The organism is Pseudoalteromonas atlantica (assembly GCA_007988745.1).
Lineage (GTDB): Bacteria > Pseudomonadota > Gammaproteobacteria > Enterobacterales > Alteromonadaceae > Pseudoalteromonas > Pseudoalteromonas atlantica.
Map to the genome: position 1 here is coordinate 61,479 of BJUT01000006.1, position 17,054 is coordinate 78,532.

Annotated in this window: 17 protein-coding genes, 1 other RNA gene and 1 pseudogene; 11 read left to right on the forward strand and 8 right to left on the reverse strand. The window is 41.6% G+C overall.

The features are described 5' to 3' along the window. Positions 1-48: 48 nt before the first annotated feature. Both PAT01_RS04865 and PAT01_RS04870 read right to left on the reverse strand, forming a co-directional pair. On the reverse strand, positions 49-1,401 hold the full coding sequence (locus tag PAT01_RS04865) for a Do family serine endopeptidase (protein ID WP_004589100.1): 1,353 nt from the start codon (positions 1,399-1,401) through the stop codon (positions 49-51). Between the two features lie 155 nt (positions 1,402-1,556). After that, positions 1,557-1,973, reverse strand: a complete 417-nt coding sequence (locus tag PAT01_RS04870) for a Z-ring associated ZapG family protein (protein ID WP_404821010.1) — start codon at positions 1,971-1,973, stop codon at positions 1,557-1,559. Here PAT01_RS04870 and PAT01_RS20350 point away from each other — a divergent pair. From PAT01_RS20350 to PAT01_RS04910, 9 genes and pseudogenes are all read left to right on the forward strand, one after another. Beyond that, positions 1,912-2,040 (forward strand): annotated as a pseudogene (locus PAT01_RS20350) (hypothetical protein); the annotation flags it as partial. The gene PAT01_RS04870 and the pseudogene PAT01_RS20350 overlap by 62 nt on opposite strands. 95 nt (positions 2,041-2,135) lie before the next feature. Then, positions 2,136-3,224, forward strand: coding sequence for a cell division protein ZapE (zapE, locus tag PAT01_RS04875; protein WP_154945003.1), 1,089 nt, complete (start codon positions 2,136-2,138; stop codon positions 3,222-3,224). Positions 3,225-3,509: 285 nt separating this feature from the next. After that, entirely contained in the window at positions 3,510-3,938 is a 429-nt protein-coding gene (gene rplM, locus PAT01_RS04880; RefSeq protein ID WP_004589103.1) for a 50S ribosomal protein L13, read from the forward strand. Positions 3,939-3,946: 8 nt separating this feature from the next. Then, positions 3,947-4,339, forward strand: a complete 393-nt coding sequence (gene rpsI, locus PAT01_RS04885) for a 30S ribosomal protein S9 (RefSeq protein ID WP_024600778.1) — start codon at positions 3,947-3,949, stop codon at positions 4,337-4,339. A gap of 555 nt (positions 4,340-4,894) precedes the next feature. Continuing rightward, complete coding sequence (gene petA, locus PAT01_RS04890) at positions 4,895-5,485, forward strand: ubiquinol-cytochrome c reductase iron-sulfur subunit (protein ID WP_004589105.1); 591 nt, start codon at positions 4,895-4,897, stop codon at positions 5,483-5,485. Next, on the forward strand, positions 5,485-6,750 hold the full coding sequence (locus tag PAT01_RS04895) for a cytochrome b (protein WP_004589106.1): 1,266 nt from the start codon (positions 5,485-5,487) through the stop codon (positions 6,748-6,750). Before petA ends, PAT01_RS04895 begins: the two co-directional genes overlap by 1 nt. After that, on the forward strand, positions 6,747-7,496 hold the full coding sequence (locus PAT01_RS04900; RefSeq protein ID WP_024033324.1) for a cytochrome c1: 750 nt from the start codon (positions 6,747-6,749) through the stop codon (positions 7,494-7,496). Before PAT01_RS04895 ends, PAT01_RS04900 begins: the two co-directional genes overlap by 4 nt. An 80-nt stretch (positions 7,497-7,576) precedes the next feature. Further along, complete coding sequence (sspA, locus tag PAT01_RS04905; RefSeq protein WP_004589108.1) at positions 7,577-8,203, forward strand: stringent starvation protein SspA; 627 nt, start codon at positions 7,577-7,579, stop codon at positions 8,201-8,203. Then, positions 8,203-8,640: a ClpXP protease specificity-enhancing factor gene (locus PAT01_RS04910; protein ID WP_004589109.1), complete on the forward strand. Its 438-nt coding sequence runs from the start codon at positions 8,203-8,205 to the stop codon at positions 8,638-8,640. Before sspA ends, PAT01_RS04910 begins: the two co-directional genes overlap by 1 nt. Positions 8,641-8,710: 70 nt before the next feature. Here PAT01_RS04910 and dolP read toward each other — a convergent pair whose 3' ends face one another. The 4 genes from dolP to PAT01_RS04930 all read right to left on the reverse strand — a co-directional run bounded on the left by dolP (position 8,711) and on the right by PAT01_RS04930 (position 12,199). Then, entirely contained in the window at positions 8,711-9,277 is a 567-nt protein-coding gene (gene dolP, locus PAT01_RS04915) for a division/outer membrane stress-associated lipid-binding lipoprotein (RefSeq protein WP_004589110.1), read from the reverse strand. Beyond that, the gene (locus PAT01_RS04920) at positions 9,270-9,863 is read right to left on the reverse strand and encodes an SIS domain-containing protein (RefSeq protein ID WP_004589111.1); all 594 of its coding nucleotides are present in this window, start codon (positions 9,861-9,863) and stop codon (positions 9,270-9,272) included. Before PAT01_RS04920 ends, dolP begins: the two co-directional genes overlap by 8 nt. Before the next feature lie 68 nt (positions 9,864-9,931). Then, a complete protein-coding gene (locus tag PAT01_RS04925; RefSeq protein ID WP_004589112.1) occupies positions 9,932-10,303 on the reverse strand; it encodes a YraN family protein in 372 nt (123 codons plus the stop codon). A 12-nt stretch (positions 10,304-10,315) separates the two neighbouring features. Further along, positions 10,316-12,199, reverse strand: coding sequence for a penicillin-binding protein activator (locus tag PAT01_RS04930; protein ID WP_154945005.1), 1,884 nt, complete (start codon positions 12,197-12,199; stop codon positions 10,316-10,318). Between the two features lie 61 nt (positions 12,200-12,260). Here PAT01_RS04930 and rsmI point away from each other — a divergent pair, with 61 nt between their 5' ends. Both rsmI and rnpB read left to right on the forward strand, forming a co-directional pair. Beyond that, a complete protein-coding gene (gene rsmI / locus PAT01_RS04935; RefSeq protein WP_154945007.1) occupies positions 12,261-13,118 on the forward strand; it encodes a 16S rRNA (cytidine(1402)-2'-O)-methyltransferase in 858 nt (285 codons plus the stop codon). Between the two features lie 42 nt (positions 13,119-13,160). Beyond that, positions 13,161-13,526, forward strand: an RNA gene (gene rnpB, locus PAT01_RS04940) — RNase P RNA component class A. Positions 13,527-13,600: 74 nt separating this feature from the next. Here rnpB and PAT01_RS04945 read toward each other — a convergent pair. Further along, a complete protein-coding gene (locus PAT01_RS04945; protein ID WP_154945010.1) occupies positions 13,601-15,013 on the reverse strand; it encodes a sigma-54-dependent transcriptional regulator in 1,413 nt (470 codons plus the stop codon). After that, positions 15,010-16,716, reverse strand: a complete 1,707-nt coding sequence (locus PAT01_RS04950; RefSeq protein ID WP_186807273.1) for a transporter substrate-binding domain-containing protein — start codon at positions 16,714-16,716, stop codon at positions 15,010-15,012. Before PAT01_RS04950 ends, PAT01_RS04945 begins: the two co-directional genes overlap by 4 nt. Positions 16,717-17,054 lie beyond the last annotated feature (338 nt).

Genomic DNA, 17,054 nt, shown 5'->3' on the forward strand with positions numbered 1-17,054 from the left:
AGCGGCAAGTGCTGCTGTTATTTTTATTGCTTATTTATAACGTGTTACTTATTGGATAAGTACAAAGATAGACTCTCTGCCACGTTTAACGCCAAGTACAATATTACCTTGGGTATCTTCGATAATTTTGTTCATTTGACGAATGTTTTCTACACGTTGGCGGTTAACTTGTACAATCACATCACCTTCTTCAAGGCCAACACGTGCAGAAGGAGAACGCGGATCTACTGTGGCGACTTCAATACCTTTAGTGCCATTTTTTTGCACGTTTTCAAGCGTTGCACCTTGGAATGCAGGATGCAGTTCATCGCCTGCGGCGGTTACACCCGATGCACCATCAAGCGTTACTTTAATGGTTTTTACTTTGCCATCGCGGTAAATACCTAATTTAACTTCGCGTCCTTCACCTAACGTTGCTATTTTACTGCGCAGCTCGTGGAAGCCACTAATATCGCTGCCATTAATACTAATAATAACATCGCCAGCTTTAATACCTGCTTTGCTTGCTGCGGTATCATCCATTACTTGCATAACGTAAGCACCTTGTTTAACGTCAAGTTGCTGTGCTTTTGCAAGGCCTGCATCAAGTGGGCGGCCAGAAATACCCAGTGAGCCACGGCGTACTTCGCCATGTTCAATAATTTGGTCAACTAAGTTTTTCATCATATTTGATGGAATGGCAAAGCCAATACCAACATTTCCACCCGAGGCACCTAAAATAGCAGTATTAATACCAATAAGTTCACCATTAAGGTTAACTAAAGCGCCTCCTGAGTTACCTTGGTTAATAGCTGCATCGGTTTGAATAAAGTCTTCATAGCCTTCAATATTTAAACCACTACGCCCTAATGCACTTACAATGCCCGAGGTTACTGTATGACTTAAACCAAATGGGTTACCAATTGCTACTGCAAAGTCGCCGACACGCAATTTATCTGAATTTGCCAGTTTAACTTCGGTTAAGTCATCTGCATCTATTTGTAATAGCGCAATATCAGACTCTTTATCGGTACCAATTTTGGTGGCTTCAAATTCACGCCCATCTTCTAGCGTTACCACCATTTTTTCGGCATCTTGAATTACGTGGTTATTTGTTACTACATAGCCTTCGTCGGCATCAATAATAACCCCTGAGCCTAAACCACTAAATTGGCGCTTTTGACTACGTGGCTGAGGGTTACCAAAAAAGTATTCAAGCGGGTCTGCACGGCGGCGCACTTCTTTTGAGCCAGAAACCTGAATGCTCACAACGCCAGGGGTAATTTGCTCAAGCATAGGCGCAAGTGTGGGTAATTGTTGGCCATTAACTGCAATAGGCAGTTTTGCATAAGAGGCCATTGGGCTTAGTAATAAGCTTGTAGATAAGATTGCAGCACTAATAAGTGATAATTTCATTTTCATTTTCATAGTCAGGGTGTACTCCACATCACAGGAAAAGCAAAAAGGCTGCATAAGCAGCCTTTTCGAATTTAAATATAAAGCTGTTACATTTAAAGACTATGGGGTCAAAAAAAAGTTCCTCAAGATAGCACTAACATTTTAGCGTGCTCAGTGTGTTAAGAGGCTTTTGCAGGTTTTGTATCGCTATTTTGCCCTGCAAATAAACCAGACTCACCCGAGACGTAATCGGCAGGTTGTGCTTGTGCAGATGAACGGTCAACCTCGCGCTCTTTTAAAGACGCTTGTAATTGCTCTGTTGTTTCTTTAGAGAAAAACGGCTCGCTAGGTGCTTTGTTTTTATCATCAAGTAAGAGTTGATTGGTTTCTTCAACATGGCTGAGTAGTTGGTCGTAGTTTTCTTTCATTTTATTCACAAGCTTACCTGTGCTTGCTAAATGATCGGCCACATCTTGGCGATACTGCTCAAGCGCGTTTTGTGCTTGCTCGGCTTGCTCTTTTAATTCATCTTGCTTAAATTGCTTTTTAGTAACGAATGCACCAACAAAAAATGCCACTACAGCAGTAATAATAATTAAACCTACCCACGTAACTGTGCCCATAACTTCACCCCTTTGGGAAAAAATATCTAATAATGCCTGATTCAAATATAAATCATCCTGTGGGTAATATACCCCGAGTTAAGATGCGTGTTAATATGTTGTGCAAATTAAACTGTGTTTAAAATGTAATTAGATATGACTCCTTGGCAAACTTACCAGCAAGATCTTAAGCGCGATGACTTTGTACATGACCAAGCACAAGAAAATGCAGTGCGCCATTTACAACGTTTATACGATGACCTCACAAGTAAAAAGCCACAGCAACAAGGCTTTTTTGCAAAGCTGTTTAATAAAAGCGAACCTGAGCCAATTAAAGGGCTTTATTTTTGGGGCGGTGTAGGGCGTGGTAAAACCTATTTAGTAGATACCTTTTACGAAGCGCTGCCAGGTGAGCGTAAAATGCGTGTGCATTTTCATCGCTTTATGCACCGAGTTCACGATGAACTAAAAAAGCTAAATAATAAAAGCAATCCACTGGAAATTGTTGCCGACATATTTAAAGCCGAAACCGATATCATCTGTTTTGATGAATTCTTTGTTCAAGATATTACAGATGCCATGTTACTAGGCGGCTTAATGCAGGCATTATTTGCACGCAATATAGTATTAGTTGCTACCTCTAATATAGTACCTGATGATTTATATAAAAACGGCTTACAGCGTGCGCGTTTTATTCCGGCCATTGAACTGGTAAAAGCGAACACAGAAATAGTAAATGTAGACTCTGGTATCGATTATCGCTTGCGTACACTTGAGCAAGCCGAAATATTTCACAGCCCGTTAGATGAGCAAGCCGATAAAAACTTATTTGAATATTTTGATAAGCTCTCTCCAGAGGCGGGGGAGCTTGATCAACCCATAGAAATAGAAGGGCGCTTAATCAACACACGCAAAGTGGCCAAGTGCGTAGTGATGTTTGAATTTAGCGAATTGTGTGAAACCGCACGTAGCCAAGTCGACTACATGGAAATTAGCCGCTTATACAACACTGTTATTATTTCTAATGTTAAACAGCTTGGACAAAATAATGATGATGCAGCTAGGCGCTTTATTGCTTTAGTGGATGAGTTTTACGAGCGACATGTAACATTAATCATTTCGGCTGAAAAACCGATCACGCAGCTTTATACCCAAGGCAATCTTAACTTTGAATTTAAGCGCTGCATTAGCCGCCTGCAAGAAATGCAGTCTTTAGAGTATTTAGCAAAAGAGCATTTAGCATAGCGCTAATACGACTGTATCGACTCTTTAAAGTGGCCTTATTGTTGTTTTTATATAAATGCATAAATTTTTGTAATTTTCTTGTGGAAAAAACAACCGCTCGGTAGCAATGTGTTTTAAGTGCTGGTATACTCCCGCGTCTGCCACGTTGCGTTCTATGTCCTCATATAGTTTAGCCACTTGTGAGCGGCGCTAAAGTCTAAAACTCGAAGGGGTTATAGCATACTTAGAGCGGTAGTTAATAATAACTGCCTGTGGTTTTAATTGAAAAACATTGGATTTTTATAAATGAAAACGTTTGTTGCTAAACCAGAAACAGTAAAACGTGACTGGTACGTAGTTGACGCTGAAGGTAAAACTTTAGGTCGCATCGCTACTGAAATCGCTCATCGCCTACGCGGTAAGCATAAAGCTGAATACACTCCACACGTAGATACTGGTGATTACATCATCGTTATCAACGCTGAGAAAGTTACTGTAACTGGTAACAAATTCAAAGATAAAGTGTACTACGCTCATACTGGTTTCCCAGGTGGTCTTAAGTCTACTACTTTTGATAAACTTCAAGCTGCAAAGCCTGAAATGATCATCGAAAAAGCTGTTAAAGGCATGTTGCCACGTGGTCCTTTAGGCCGCGCTATGTACCGTAAACTTAAAGTTTACGCAGGTACTGAGCACAACCATGCTGCACAACAGCCTCAGGTTCTAGACATTTAAGGAGCACTATCATGGCAAATCAATACTACGGTACAGGTCGTCGTAAAAGTTCAAGTGCTCGCGTATTCTTACGCCCAGGCACTGGTAACATCGTAATCAACAAGCGCTCTTTAGAAGAGTACTTTGGTCGCGAAACAGCACGCATGGTTGTTCGTCAAGCTCTTGAGCTTGTTGACATGACTGAAAAATTTGACCTTCACATCACCGTTGCCGGTGGTGGTACAACTGGTCAAGCTGGTGCTATCCGTCACGGTATCACTCGTGCACTTATGGAGTTTGACGAGTCATTACGTCCACAACTTCGTAAAGCAGGTTTTGTTACACGTGATGCACGTAAAGTTGAACGTAAGAAAGTGGGTCTTAAGAAAGCGCGTAAGCGTCCACAGTTCTCAAAACGTTAATTTTTACGTTATCAAGAATTCAAAAACCCAGCTTATGCTGGGTTTTTTGTTTTTGGCATTAAAATTTAAGTACTTACCTACCTCAAGCCCGCTTTTTTAAGGTTAGGCGCTGATCATATTTTATAAATACTGCGTATTTAATGTACGAAAGCTTTAAAATACCCATTTCGCTGCAAAAAAGTTAAATAATTATCGCAATTAGTGTAAATCCATCAGTTAATTGGTGGAATTTTTTGCTACAATTGGCTGGCAAGTAGTATGAGCAAGTTCAACATCACCATGTACAGTTTATCTGTTTCCTCGTAGTGGGGTTGATCTTGGTCAGTATATTGTTTTTACAGAAGCGCTATTATAGTCATTCGGCTTTATTCTCGAGCTTACTTTATCAAACTATTGATCAAGTCGGGTTATTCGAGCGTGAGGCTGTGAATAACCTTGTTTTAATCAAGGGTTTTAATTATGATCGCTTCTATTTTAAAAATTTCGAAAAATTAACCTGCTGTAACTGATGTTCTCAATATAGCAAGTGTTGAGAATCATAGTGGAGATAAGTGGATGAGCAATGCGCCTGTAGACAATGGCCGACGTCGCTTTTTAACCATAGCTACCTCTGTTGTAGGTGGTGTTGGTGCGGCTGGGGCTGCTGTTCCTTTTATTGCGTCTTGGAATCCAAGTGAGCGAGCTAAATCTGCGGGTGCGCCTGTAGAAGTAGATATCAGCAAACTTGAGCCAGGACAATTAATACGTGTCGAGTGGCGTGGTAAACCTGTATGGGTTGTATCACGTACCCCTAAAATGCTTGAGCAGATGAAAGAACATGAAGGTCAACTTCGTGATCCGCAATCGCAAGAGCCACAACAACTAGAATCATCAACAAATGATTACCGTTCATTACGCCCAGAGATTTTTGTCGCTGTTGGTATTTGTACGCATTTAGGGTGTTCTCCAGGCTTTTTCCAAGGTAACTTTAGTGAAAAAGTTGAAGGGACAGATGATGGTTTTTACTGTCCATGTCACGGTTCTAAATTTGATATGGCTGGGCGAGTATTTCAATCAGTTCCTGCACCATTGAACTTAGAAGTACCACCTTATACTTTTCTTGATGAAACCACTATTTTAGTGGGCGAAGAAAAAGGGGTAGCCTAATGTTTGGTAAAATTGTTAGTTGGATTGACGACCGTATCCCAATGACACGTGTTTGGAACATGCACATTGCACAGTATCCAGCACCTAAAAACTTTAACTTCTGGTACTTTTTTGGCTCGCTAGCCATGTTAGTACTAGTAAACCAAATACTTACTGGTATTTGGTTAACGATGAACTTTGTTCCCTCTTCTGAAGGCGCTTTCGCATCAGTAGAGTACATCATGCGTGATGTTGAATACGGTTGGTTATTACGTTATTTACACTCAACGGGTGCATCTGCGTTTTTCATCGTTGTTTATATGCATATGTTCCGTGGCATGATCTACGGCTCTTACCAAAAACCACGTGAATTACTGTGGTTGTTCGGTATGTTTATTTTCTTAGCATTAATGGCTGAAGCCTTCATGGGTTACTTACTACCATGGGGTCAAATGTCATTCTGGGGTGCGCAGGTAATCATTTCGTTATTCGGGGCTATTCCGGTAATTGGTGATGACTTAACACTTTGGATCCGTGGTGACTACGTAATATCGGGTGCAACGCTTAACCGCTTCTTTGCATTACACGTTATTGCACTACCATTGGTTATTGTAATTTTAGTGTTCTTACACATTGTTGCGCTGCACGAAGTAGGCTCTAACAACCCAGACGGTGTTGAAATAAAACGCAAAAAAGGCACTGTGGCTGAAGAAGATAAGTCTAAATTTAAATTCCATGAGTATTACACCGACAAAAAAGACATTGTTGATGCGATACCGTTCCACCCGTACTACACAGTAAAAGATATTGTGGGCGTGGTTGGTTTCTTAATCTTGTTCTGTTGGGTTGTATTCTTTATGCCTGCGATGAATGGTTTCTTCCTAGAAGCGCCAAACTTTGAAGCAGCAAACCCACTTAAAACACCAGAGCACATTTTCCCAGTTTGGTACTTTACGCCATTCTATGCAATCTTACGTGCAATCCCTGATAAACTTATCGGTGTTGCGGCTATGGGTGCGTCAATTGTGGTACTCGCATTGTTACCGTGGATTGACCGTGGTCGTGTTAAATCGGTTCGTTACCGTTGTGGTTTCCACAAATGGAACATTGCAGGTTTCGTTGTAACTTTCGTTCTTTTAGGTTGGGTGGGTGCAACTCCACAAACTGATATGAAAACGATAATTTCTCAAATCTGTACTGTGACTTACTTTATGTTCTTCGTACTGTTATTTATATACAGTAAGAATGAAAAAACTAAGCCATTGCCTGAGAGGTTAACGAAATGATGAAAAAGCTACTTATTGGTGTATTTGCTTTATCAGTAAACTTGCTGCCTAACATGGTTATGGCTGCGGGTCCTTCGGTTCCTCTTATGGAAGCGGGTAACGATATATCTGATCAGCCTTCTTTGCAGCGCGGCGCAAAGTTGTTCATGAACTACTGTCTTGGTTGTCACCAAATGCAGTATCAACGTTATGAACGTACTTTCCGTGATATTGGTATTCCAACCGAGCTTGGTAAAGAACAATTGATTTTTGATGGTTCAAAAGTAGGTGGCCATATTCTTAACGCTATCGCAAAAGAAGATGCTGCTAAATGGTTTGGTGCGGCTCCGCCGGATCTAACCAATGTGGCGCGTGTGCGCGGCAGTGATTGGATTTACACTTACTTAAAGTCGTTTTACAAAGATGAATCTCGTCCGTTTGGCGTAAATAATACGTTATTCCCATCGGTGGGTATGCCACATGTTCTTCAAGAACTACAAGGTTTACCAACACCTATCATTGAAGAAGTTGAACAACATGGTCAAACAGTGACTAAAGTTGTTGGTACTGAAACAGATGGTAAGGGCGAATTAAGCGTTGATGAATACGATCAAGCGGTTCGTGATTTAACGAATTTCTTAGAGTATGTAGGTGAACCTACACGCCTTGAGTCAGAAGCGTTAGGTATTAAGGTAATTGGATTTTTAGTTATCCTGTTTATCTTGGCATTTATGCTTAAGAAAGAATACTGGAGAGATGTTCATTAATTTGAGCATTTTACAAGGTAATTTTGCAATAGGGGCTTAAGCCCCTATTGCTGTTTTAGTTATTTAATGGAGGTATAGGCATGGCCGTAGCTGCCAATAAGCGCCCTGTAATGACCCTTTTTTCTGGTGCTAACTGTATGTATAGCCACCAAGTACGTATTGTACTTGCAGAAAAAGGTGTAAGTGTAGATATTCATTTGGCTGAAAAGGATAACTTGCCAGAGGCACTTCACGAAATTAACCCTTACGGTACAGTACCCACACTGATTGACCGTGAGCTTGGCTTATATCAGGCAAACATCATCATGGAATACCTTGATGAACGTTTCCCTCATCCTCCACTAATGCCTGTGTATCCGGTAATGCGTGGTCGTAGCCGTTTAATGATGCACCGTATTGATACTGATTGGTACAGCCTTGCTGAAAAAATCATTAACAATACAGCAGATGCTGCACAAGCTCGTAAAGAGTTAACTGAAGCGTTACTTGCAATTGCACCAATCTTTAACGAAGCTCCATACTTTATGAGTGAAGAGTTTAGCTTAGTAGATTGTTATTTAGCACCACTATTATGGCGTTTACCAGAGTTTGGTATTGAGCTTAATGGCTCTGGCGCTAAAGAGCTAAAAGAGTACATGATCCGCTTATTTGAGCGTGAGTCATTCCAAGCTTCTTTAACTGAAGCAGAGCGTGAGATCCGTTTATAATGACGCCTAATCGTCCTTATTTACTACGTGCTTTTTTTGATTGGATCGTAGATAACGACTGCACACCACATTTAGTGGTTGATGCGCAGTACCCAGCAGTACAAGTGCCTACGCAGTTTGTACAAGATGGCCAAATAGTGCTTAATATTAGCCCTTCTGCCGTTACTGGGTTTTCGTTAGATATGGAACAACTAAGCTTTAATGCGCGCTTTGGCGGACAGCCAATGCAAGTATATGTGCCTTTAGGTGCGGTGCTTGCTATTTATGCGCGTGAAAATGGCGAAGGAACAGTCTTTACTGCAGATGAGTTTTTAGAGGACGAAGACGATTTTGCACCTGACCTTGAAAGTGTGGAAACATCAGATGAGATTATTGATGAGACCCCGCCAGAAAAGCCAGAAAAGAAAAAAGGCTCACATTTACGCGTTATCAAGTAACGCTTAAATACAAAAAAACCGCTAATTAAGCGGTTTTTTTATGTGCCTTTTAAAAGGCTTTTTATGTATTTTATAAATATTCAAACACTTTAATAACGCGCTCTACACCCGATACATTGCGTGCAATGTTAACCGCTTGGTTAGACTCAGATTCAGATACTAATCCCATTAAAAATACTTCAGCGTTTTCGGTCACTACTTTAATATTATTACTCGGTATATCTTTAGCTGTTAAAAGCTGCGCTTTTACTTTAGAGGTTAGCCACGAGTCATGCGTTTGTGTGGTAATTCCAATATTTGAGCCAATTCTAATTTGGTTATGAATTTTACGTATACCTGAGAGCCCCTCAATGCTCTGCTGAGCTTGGTTTTTCATTTCTTGATTGGCAACCTGACCTACCAATAAAACAATGCCATTAACGCTTATAGCGTCTACATTGGCGAACTTTTCTAGTCGTTCAACTTCACTAAGCGCAATACTGGCTTTAATTTCTATATTATTGTCGTCTATTTGCGAGCCAATGGTGCGGCGATCATTTGCTGCTGTTACTGCACCAGCTGTTCCTGCAACCACTGCGGCTGCACAGCCTTGCAGTAAAACAACAGTACCTAAAACAATAAGAGAGCGTTTAAACATAATTTTCATCCTGCGGGAAAAGAGTTAAATCAACCAGTTCACTTAAGCAATGTAAGTTAACTAAGTGAGATTCAATAATGCGGCTAGGGCGCTTAGAAGGCGTACGAATTTCTACATCATTAGGGCCTAATAAGCCAACGAGCTCTCCACCATCGTCACCTACCATCACTATGACCTTCATATCTTTAGTAAGTGCCGCTTCTACAGCAGAAATAATATGTTTTTCGTTGCCATTAATTGCTAACGCAAGCAGTAAATCGCCTTGCTGTGCAAAGGCACGTACTTGGCGAGCAAAGGTATCATGCTCATCTACTTGGCTACTTTGCCCTAAATTGATGTTTTCTTGAGATAGCGCAATAGCAGGTAAACAGGGGCGCTCTGTTTCGTAGTGATTAACTAATACGCCGGCCATGTGCTGCGCTAGCATATGGCAGTTTGCCGTGCCACAGCAAAGGAGTTTGTTACCATTAATTAAACTTTGTGCAATGGTAAATGCCGCAGACTCTAGTGCGCTTGGCAGTACTTCGCCTGCTGCTATTTGTACTTGAATGCTTTCTGTAAAAATTTCTTTAATTGTATCTTGCATAGACTACCAATAATTTATTCGTCATTTTTGTTTGTTGCTGGGCGTTTTACTAATCTGTTTGCGTGGTGTTAAAGTACGCTTTTGATCCAATTTATATTGCCAGAGCCTTCACCTGTAATGGCAACATAGTCGACTCTTATAGGCTGATTAGTTAAGTTTTTTGCTGCCAAGTAGTGATAAATAGTGCGTTTTAGTCGTGCTTGTTTTTGTGCGCCAAGGGCATAATTTGCACCGCCTCTCGCATTGTTTTTACGAAACTTAACTTCTACAAATACAAGCGTATCGCCGTGTTTCATAATCACATCAAGCTCACCAAAGGGGCAGTAATAATTACGCTCAATAGGCGTAAGCCCTTCACGGGTTAAGTATTTTTCTGCTTGGCGTTCATAGTACTGGCCTTTTTCTCGGCTATTTTGCCACAGCTCTTTAAACCACGACATAGCCGCTCCAGATTAATCAAACGTAAGCGTAGTGCTTTCGTTGGCTGATTGCATAAATAAAGGCACGGGCTGCTTTGTTTCTAGCTGTACGGCTTTTATGCGTCTATTTGTGTATTGTGCCCAATCAAGCGTACGCTCTATGTGTCCGCTTGTATTTACCGAAAGCTTTCCACTTAAACCTGTAAACTTATTACCGGGCATTACACTCAATTGCCTAATGTCGCTTAGCACCGACACGGCATCGTAAGCCATGGCAAATAGGCGTTGGCTTATATCGGCATTTTCAGGCCACAGCGTGTTGTATTGATTGCGTAAGTTATGTTGTTTAACTGTCGCATTAAGCATCCACGGAAGCTCTGTAAAGTAAAGCCCTTCTAAATCGCCTTTATCAGTGCGATCTATTTGCTTACTATGGCTTTTAGAGCTGGCATAAAGCGGGATCCGCTGTGCAAAAGTACTTACATTTACATCTAAATAAGGTTTTATCAGGCGTGTTTCTATAGCGTCGCCTAAAATGTAAATCGCATCAATATCGCTACGAGAGCGGGTTTCACTTTCTACTTCTTGTTTAAATAAAGACTTAACCGTCTTAATACGCTGCTTAGATTTATCAACCTCTAACAAGCTTGTAATTGTGTTAGGCATGTCTTTGTTATCGTTATAAAACCCAATTTGCGGTTTTGTTTCGCTATAGCGCTGCCACTGAATATTAAAGTAATCAACCAAACGCTGACCATTGGCATTATTAGGCGCTAATAACATAGGCTTTTGATAACCTTTAGCTAAAAAGTGCTCCAGCGCTTGCTGCACTTCATGCTCAGGGTTTAAAGCAAAAAAGTAATGTTGCAGCGAGAGTCGCTCACCATCAAATGTATTTAAGTGTAATGTTGGGGTATCAATAAGTGTTTTAGCTTGTGCAAGTTTATCTATATTCGCTTTTAATAATGGCCCAATCACAAAGTCTGGATTAAATTGACTCAGCTGCTCGCTTAGCACTTGGGTTGAAAGGCTCTCGTCTATAAAAATAGTGTCGCTAATAGTTTGCTTATCAAGCCCTGCCAAAATGCCGGCTTTTAGGGCGTCACCTAAACGCTCATTTGCGCCTGATTGCGGTAAAAGTACAGCTAAACGCTCTATATTAACTGGTGCTAGGTCGGCTAGGGCTTCATCTTGCTCGGGTAAAATAGCTACGGCTGGGTGCCCAGGGTAGCGACGGCGCCAATTATTAATGGCTTGGTCAAGCTCTACACCGCTATTTGCATATACCTGGTGGTACAAAGCTAAGTTAGTCCAACCTTGTTGAATAACAGAGCCACGATTAAAGCGCTCCAGCGCATAAGAAGACAGCTTTGTTAAGTTATCCCACAGCGCACTTTGCAGAGCAGGGATCTCAATATTGTTTTTATTCGCAGTTTCTGAGGCTCTAAAAAAATAAGGTGCGGCGCGCTTAGGAAAGTTTTGCGATGCATATATGCTAGCAGTTAAATATTGATGCCAAGCAAAGTGTTCAGGCTGTTTAAGTTGGCCATCGAGTGATTGCAAAATAACGAGCGCTTGGTCGTTTTTATTTTGCTGCTTTTGTGCATAAGCAATGTATAAGCGGTTTTGAATTTTATCTACACTTGGGGTTTGCTCAAGCTCATTACAAATGTTTTCAAGTAACGGCCAGCTTTGCTCCGAAATAGCCGCATCACGCGCACTATAAAGCAATTGAATTTTGTCGGCACCGGTACGATTAAGCGCTAATTTATAAATAGCATCGGCACTGGTTGCTTGATTTTGCAGCGCATTCGCACTGGTGTTAATGCTATCGCTATTTTTAGTTGGTTTTTCGGTTGTGCTACAGGCCGATAACCCTGACAATATAATTAATAGACTAACAAGTTTAAGTCGCACAATGATTTCCCAATACGTTAACGCGATTTGCTTATATTACTGACTGACGCAGGAGACCTCAATGTTAAATGAGGAGAATTCACAGAAAATTGGCACTCTTTACATTGTTGCCACCCCAATTGGCAATTTTGACGACTTAAGCCAGCGTGCCATCGCGACATTATCGCAAGTTGACTTAATCGCTGCTGAAGACACGCGCCACACCGGTAAGCTACTAAGCCACTTTGGTATAAAGGCTAAAACTTTTGCACTACATGACCATAACGAAAAACAAAAAGCGCAGCAGATTATTGATTGGCTAAACGAAGGCAAAAATATCGCGCTAGTCTCAGATGCTGGCACGCCGCTGATAAGCGACCCAGGTTATGCCGTTGTAAACCTGTGCCGCGAGCAGGGCGCGCATGTAACACCCGTGCCCGGTGCGTGTGCTGCTATTACTGCAGTGTGTTGCTCAGGCCTGCCAACAGATCGCTTTCAGTTTATTGGCTTTACACCGGCTAAAAGTAAAGCCCGCCAAGATTTTTTCATAGAAGCTGTAAACTCAAGCATTACCAGCATAATGTACGAAAGCACCCACCGTATTATGGCAAGCCTAGATGATTTAGAAGCGGCCTTAGGTAGTGAGCAACAAGTGGTATTTGCAAAAGAGCTTACCAAAACCTTTGAAACCTTTTTTAATGGTAGCGTAAGTGAGTTAAAGCAGTTTTTAACTGATGATCCCACTAAGCAACGTGGCGAAATTGTTTTAATGTTGCCAGGCAAACCTAAGCTTGTGGACGATATTCCACCCGAGGCACGTAAAATGCTAGCGCTACTTGAAAGCGAAATGCCGATGAAAAAAGCGTGCGGCATAGTAGCTGAATACTTTGGAATGAAGAAAAACGCCCTGTATAAAACAATTATTGACGAAAAAGGGTAAATCTTTACTGCGTACAAGGCGCAGCTCATGTATACTGCGCGCCGAGTTAGCCAAGATAATCGCTGCCTGTGACGAAAATGATCAGGGGGAGGAAAGTCCGGGCTCCACAGGGCAGAGTGCCAGCTAACGGCTGGGGGGCGTGAGCCCACGACAAGTGCAGCAGAGAGGAGACCGCCAACCCTCGGGTTGGTAAGGGTGAAAGGGTGCGGTAAGAGCGCACCGGGCCACTGGTAACAGTTGGTTGCAAGGTAAACTCCACTCGGAGCAAGACCAAATAGGGTTCCTTATGGCGTGGCCCACGTTGGAACCGGGTAGGTTGCTTGAGCCATAGAGCGATTTATGGCCTAGACGAATGATTATCACTTTCTTCGGAAAGGACAGAACCCGGCTTATAGGCTAACTCACTCATTCAACAAAAAAGCCCGTAGTTAACGCTGCGGGCTTTTTTGTGCCTAAAATTTGATTAAGTACTTTGTTGTTTTTTAAGGCTCAGGCTGTCCTTTTTTAAGTCGCTTACTGAGTGCTGGCTGCGATATACCGAGTAGTTGCGCTGCCATAGATTGATTTGAGTTGCTACGTTTCATCGCTTCTGCCACCAGTAATTCTGCAGCTTGTTTTAAAGTGGGTAGCGTTGATGTTGACTCAAATAACGGCTTGGCAAGCTGGGCTTGCATATCTAATTTGGGCACGGCGCTGCGTACGCTTTCAAACGCTTTCATAGACAGTGCGCCGCTTTGGTGGGTGCTCATTGCATCAAAGGCCATGGCGCGCAGCTCTCTTATATTGCCCGGGAAAGCGTAGTTTTCGAGTAAAATTAATAATTCTTTTGGAATACTTGCCACCGGTTTATTAAATTCTTGTGCGGCAAGCGTTAAAAAGTGCTCGAGTAATAAGGCTATATCTTGCTTGCGCTCTCTAAGCGGCGGAATATTTACATGGTGAATTTTTAAACGGTAGTATAGGTCGTTTCTAAATTCGCCATTTTCTTTTTTAGTGAGTAAGTTTTGGTGGGTGGCTGCAATAATGCGCGCGTTGATGCGCTTTGGGGTATCGCTGCCTACAGGGTAATATTCGCCTTCTTGCAAAAGCCTTAATAACTTTACTTGCGAGGCCAGGTTTAAATCGCCAATTTCATCAAGAAATAGTATCCCGCCTGATGCGCGTTCTATCATGCCTTTGCGGGCTTGCTCAGCGCCTGTAAAAGCGCCTTTTTTATGGCCAAATAAGGTATCCGAAAATAAGTTATCGTCAAGGCCGGCTACGTTTACACACACAAGCTCGCCACTGCAGCTACTGGTTTCGTGAATGGCTCTGGCTATAAGCTCCTTTCCTACGCCGCTTTCTCCGGTAATAAGAATAGGTTGTTGGCTATTTGATATAGACTCAATGTAATTAAACACCGAATGCATTTGATGATCCACACTAATAATTTTGGAAAACGCAGGGTGCAGGCTTGTTTGGTTTTCTAGTAGATAGCCGCGCATGGCTTGGTTTTCTAGGTTTAGCTCTTGAAAACGCACCACCTGCATTATGCTATTGCTTAGGCGTTCGGGATCTTCTGTTTTTACATGATAACCATAAGCACCTAATTTTATACATTTTACAGCGGCTTCTACTTGGTTAATGCCACTGATGATCACCACCGAAATGTGCGGAAAAAGCTCTGTAATTTGCGCTATAAGCTCATCACCGCTGATATGTGGCATGTTTAAATCAAGCAATACAACGCGAACATTCCCTTGGTTTAGTATGGCAATTACATCGCGGCTATCATTACATTGCACAATGTTGTTAATGCCGCAGTAGCGCTCTATTGCAAACGATATGCTTCGTAAAAAGCTGTTGTCGTCATCACAAATGAGGACCTCAAAACTAGGATATAAATTAGTATTCATAGTTCTCTCTCGTGTTGTAATAAGGGTAGTGATAGCTTTACTTTTGTGCCTTTACCGAGGGTTGATTTAAAGGTGAGTTGGCCTTGATGATCTGCCACGATCCCCGCTGATACAGAAAGCCCTAAACCGGTGCCGCCAGATTGTCGTTTGGTGGTATAAAAGGGGTCGGTGAGCTTAATTAAGTGCTGTTGATCAATGCCTACGCCTTGATCTTCAATGCTCAGCACAACCTGATTGTGTTTAGTATGGAAATAGCTGGTGATAATAATTTTTTGCGATTTGTCTTCAAGCGCTTGGCAGGCATTTAAAATTAAATTAACGATTACCTGCTCGATGCGGCTGCCGCTGCCTTTAAACGCAGGCAGTGAGTTGGCTAAGTTAACCTCTAAGTGGTTTGTCGAGTTTTTAATTTGATTTGTGACTAAGCGAATAGAGCGGTTTGTTAGTAGGTTTAAATCTAGCTGCTCAGTTTTCTCATGCGATGCTTCACCTTTTACGGCAAAGCTTTTTAAATCCTCTACTATGCCCTTTACCTTGTTACTGGCAATGTGCATATCGTCTAAAATTTCTGGCAGCATATGTTTAAAGCGCTGATAGCTTACACCGGCAACAAGAAAATCGCCTTGGCGTGCTTGATGCTCATCAAGTATATCTGTTGCATCTTCAAAGGCTTCTTTTATAAACGGAAAATTTAACGTTAAAATACTACATGGGTTATTTATTTCGTGAGCGACTCCCGAAAACAGTACCCCCAGTGAGGCCATTTTATCTGCATGAAGTAGCTGTAACTGCTGGGCTTGTAGCTCTTTGGTGCGGCTTTCTACTTTTTTGCGCAGGGCTTTGTTCCAAATTATCACCACGGTACTAATTAGTAGCAGCACCACTACACATATACCTGCTATTACGCCAGCTTTTGACCAAGGTGATACGTTTAACGGGCCAAACCATTTGTCGTAAATTTCTTGCTGACGGCCGGTGTTTTTTAAAATAGCTAAGCCTTGAGTAAATTGCGATAACAGCGCTTCATCTGCGGTTTTAGTGGCATAGCCATAAAGCCGGTTTCTTTCTAGGCTAGAAATAGCAGTGATGTTTGATAGCCCCAATTTTTTACTTAAATATAAACCGGGTAAGTTTGAAACCACTGCAAAGTCATAGCGGCCAGAGGCAAGCAAGCGCAGGGCATCGGCATGGGTTTCAACCGGTATAAGGGTAATGTTTAAGCCTGAGTGGTTAAGCATATCAAATGCCGAGCCATTGCTTTGTACAATAACGCGGTAGTTTTCAAGCTCGCTGTAGTGCGTTATTTTAGGGCTATTGTCGCGCGCAAATATAGAGTGGTTAACAAACGTGTGCGGGCTAAAGTTATACAGATCGGTGCGCTCGGGTGTGGCGGCCATGCCTTGTAAAATATCCACATTTCCACGGTCAAACTCGGCTCTTATTTCGGCCCAGGGCATTAGCTTTATTTTTATATTAAGCCCCATTACAGCGGCTATTTCTTGGCTAAGTTCTACGTTGTAACCTGTAAGCTCGCCATCTTCGTTAATAAACTCATAAGGGGGGTAGTTAAAATCTCCGCCCACTACAATTTGTTTAGGCTGCGATAAATTAGCTTGTGCAATGCAGTTTAGGCTATTGAAACCCAGTAGGCTTAGTAGCGCTATTTTTAATACATAAAACCAAGCGTTTTGTTTAATAAACAAGTGAGTAAACCTCTGCATTTTTTAGTTGTGGTAGTGCGTTAGTAAATTGTCTAAACAGTACAAATAAAATGGCGTTTATGTTCCTTTTACAGCCGCAAAAAGGTTGTTTTTAGTTGGCAGCAGGGGACTATAGTCTGTATTTTAATTTTATATAAATTAGGTACTAACGAATTTATCATGGTTTTAAGTCTTATCTATTTATACTTTAAACTAAATAAGAATAAATTAATTGTTAATTAAGGTTTTTTGTAAGGCAGTTATGTCTTTTTAAGGCTGTTTAATAAAATAAAAGCGATTTAATATCGGCTATTAAATCGCTTTTATTGGTTGGGCCTATT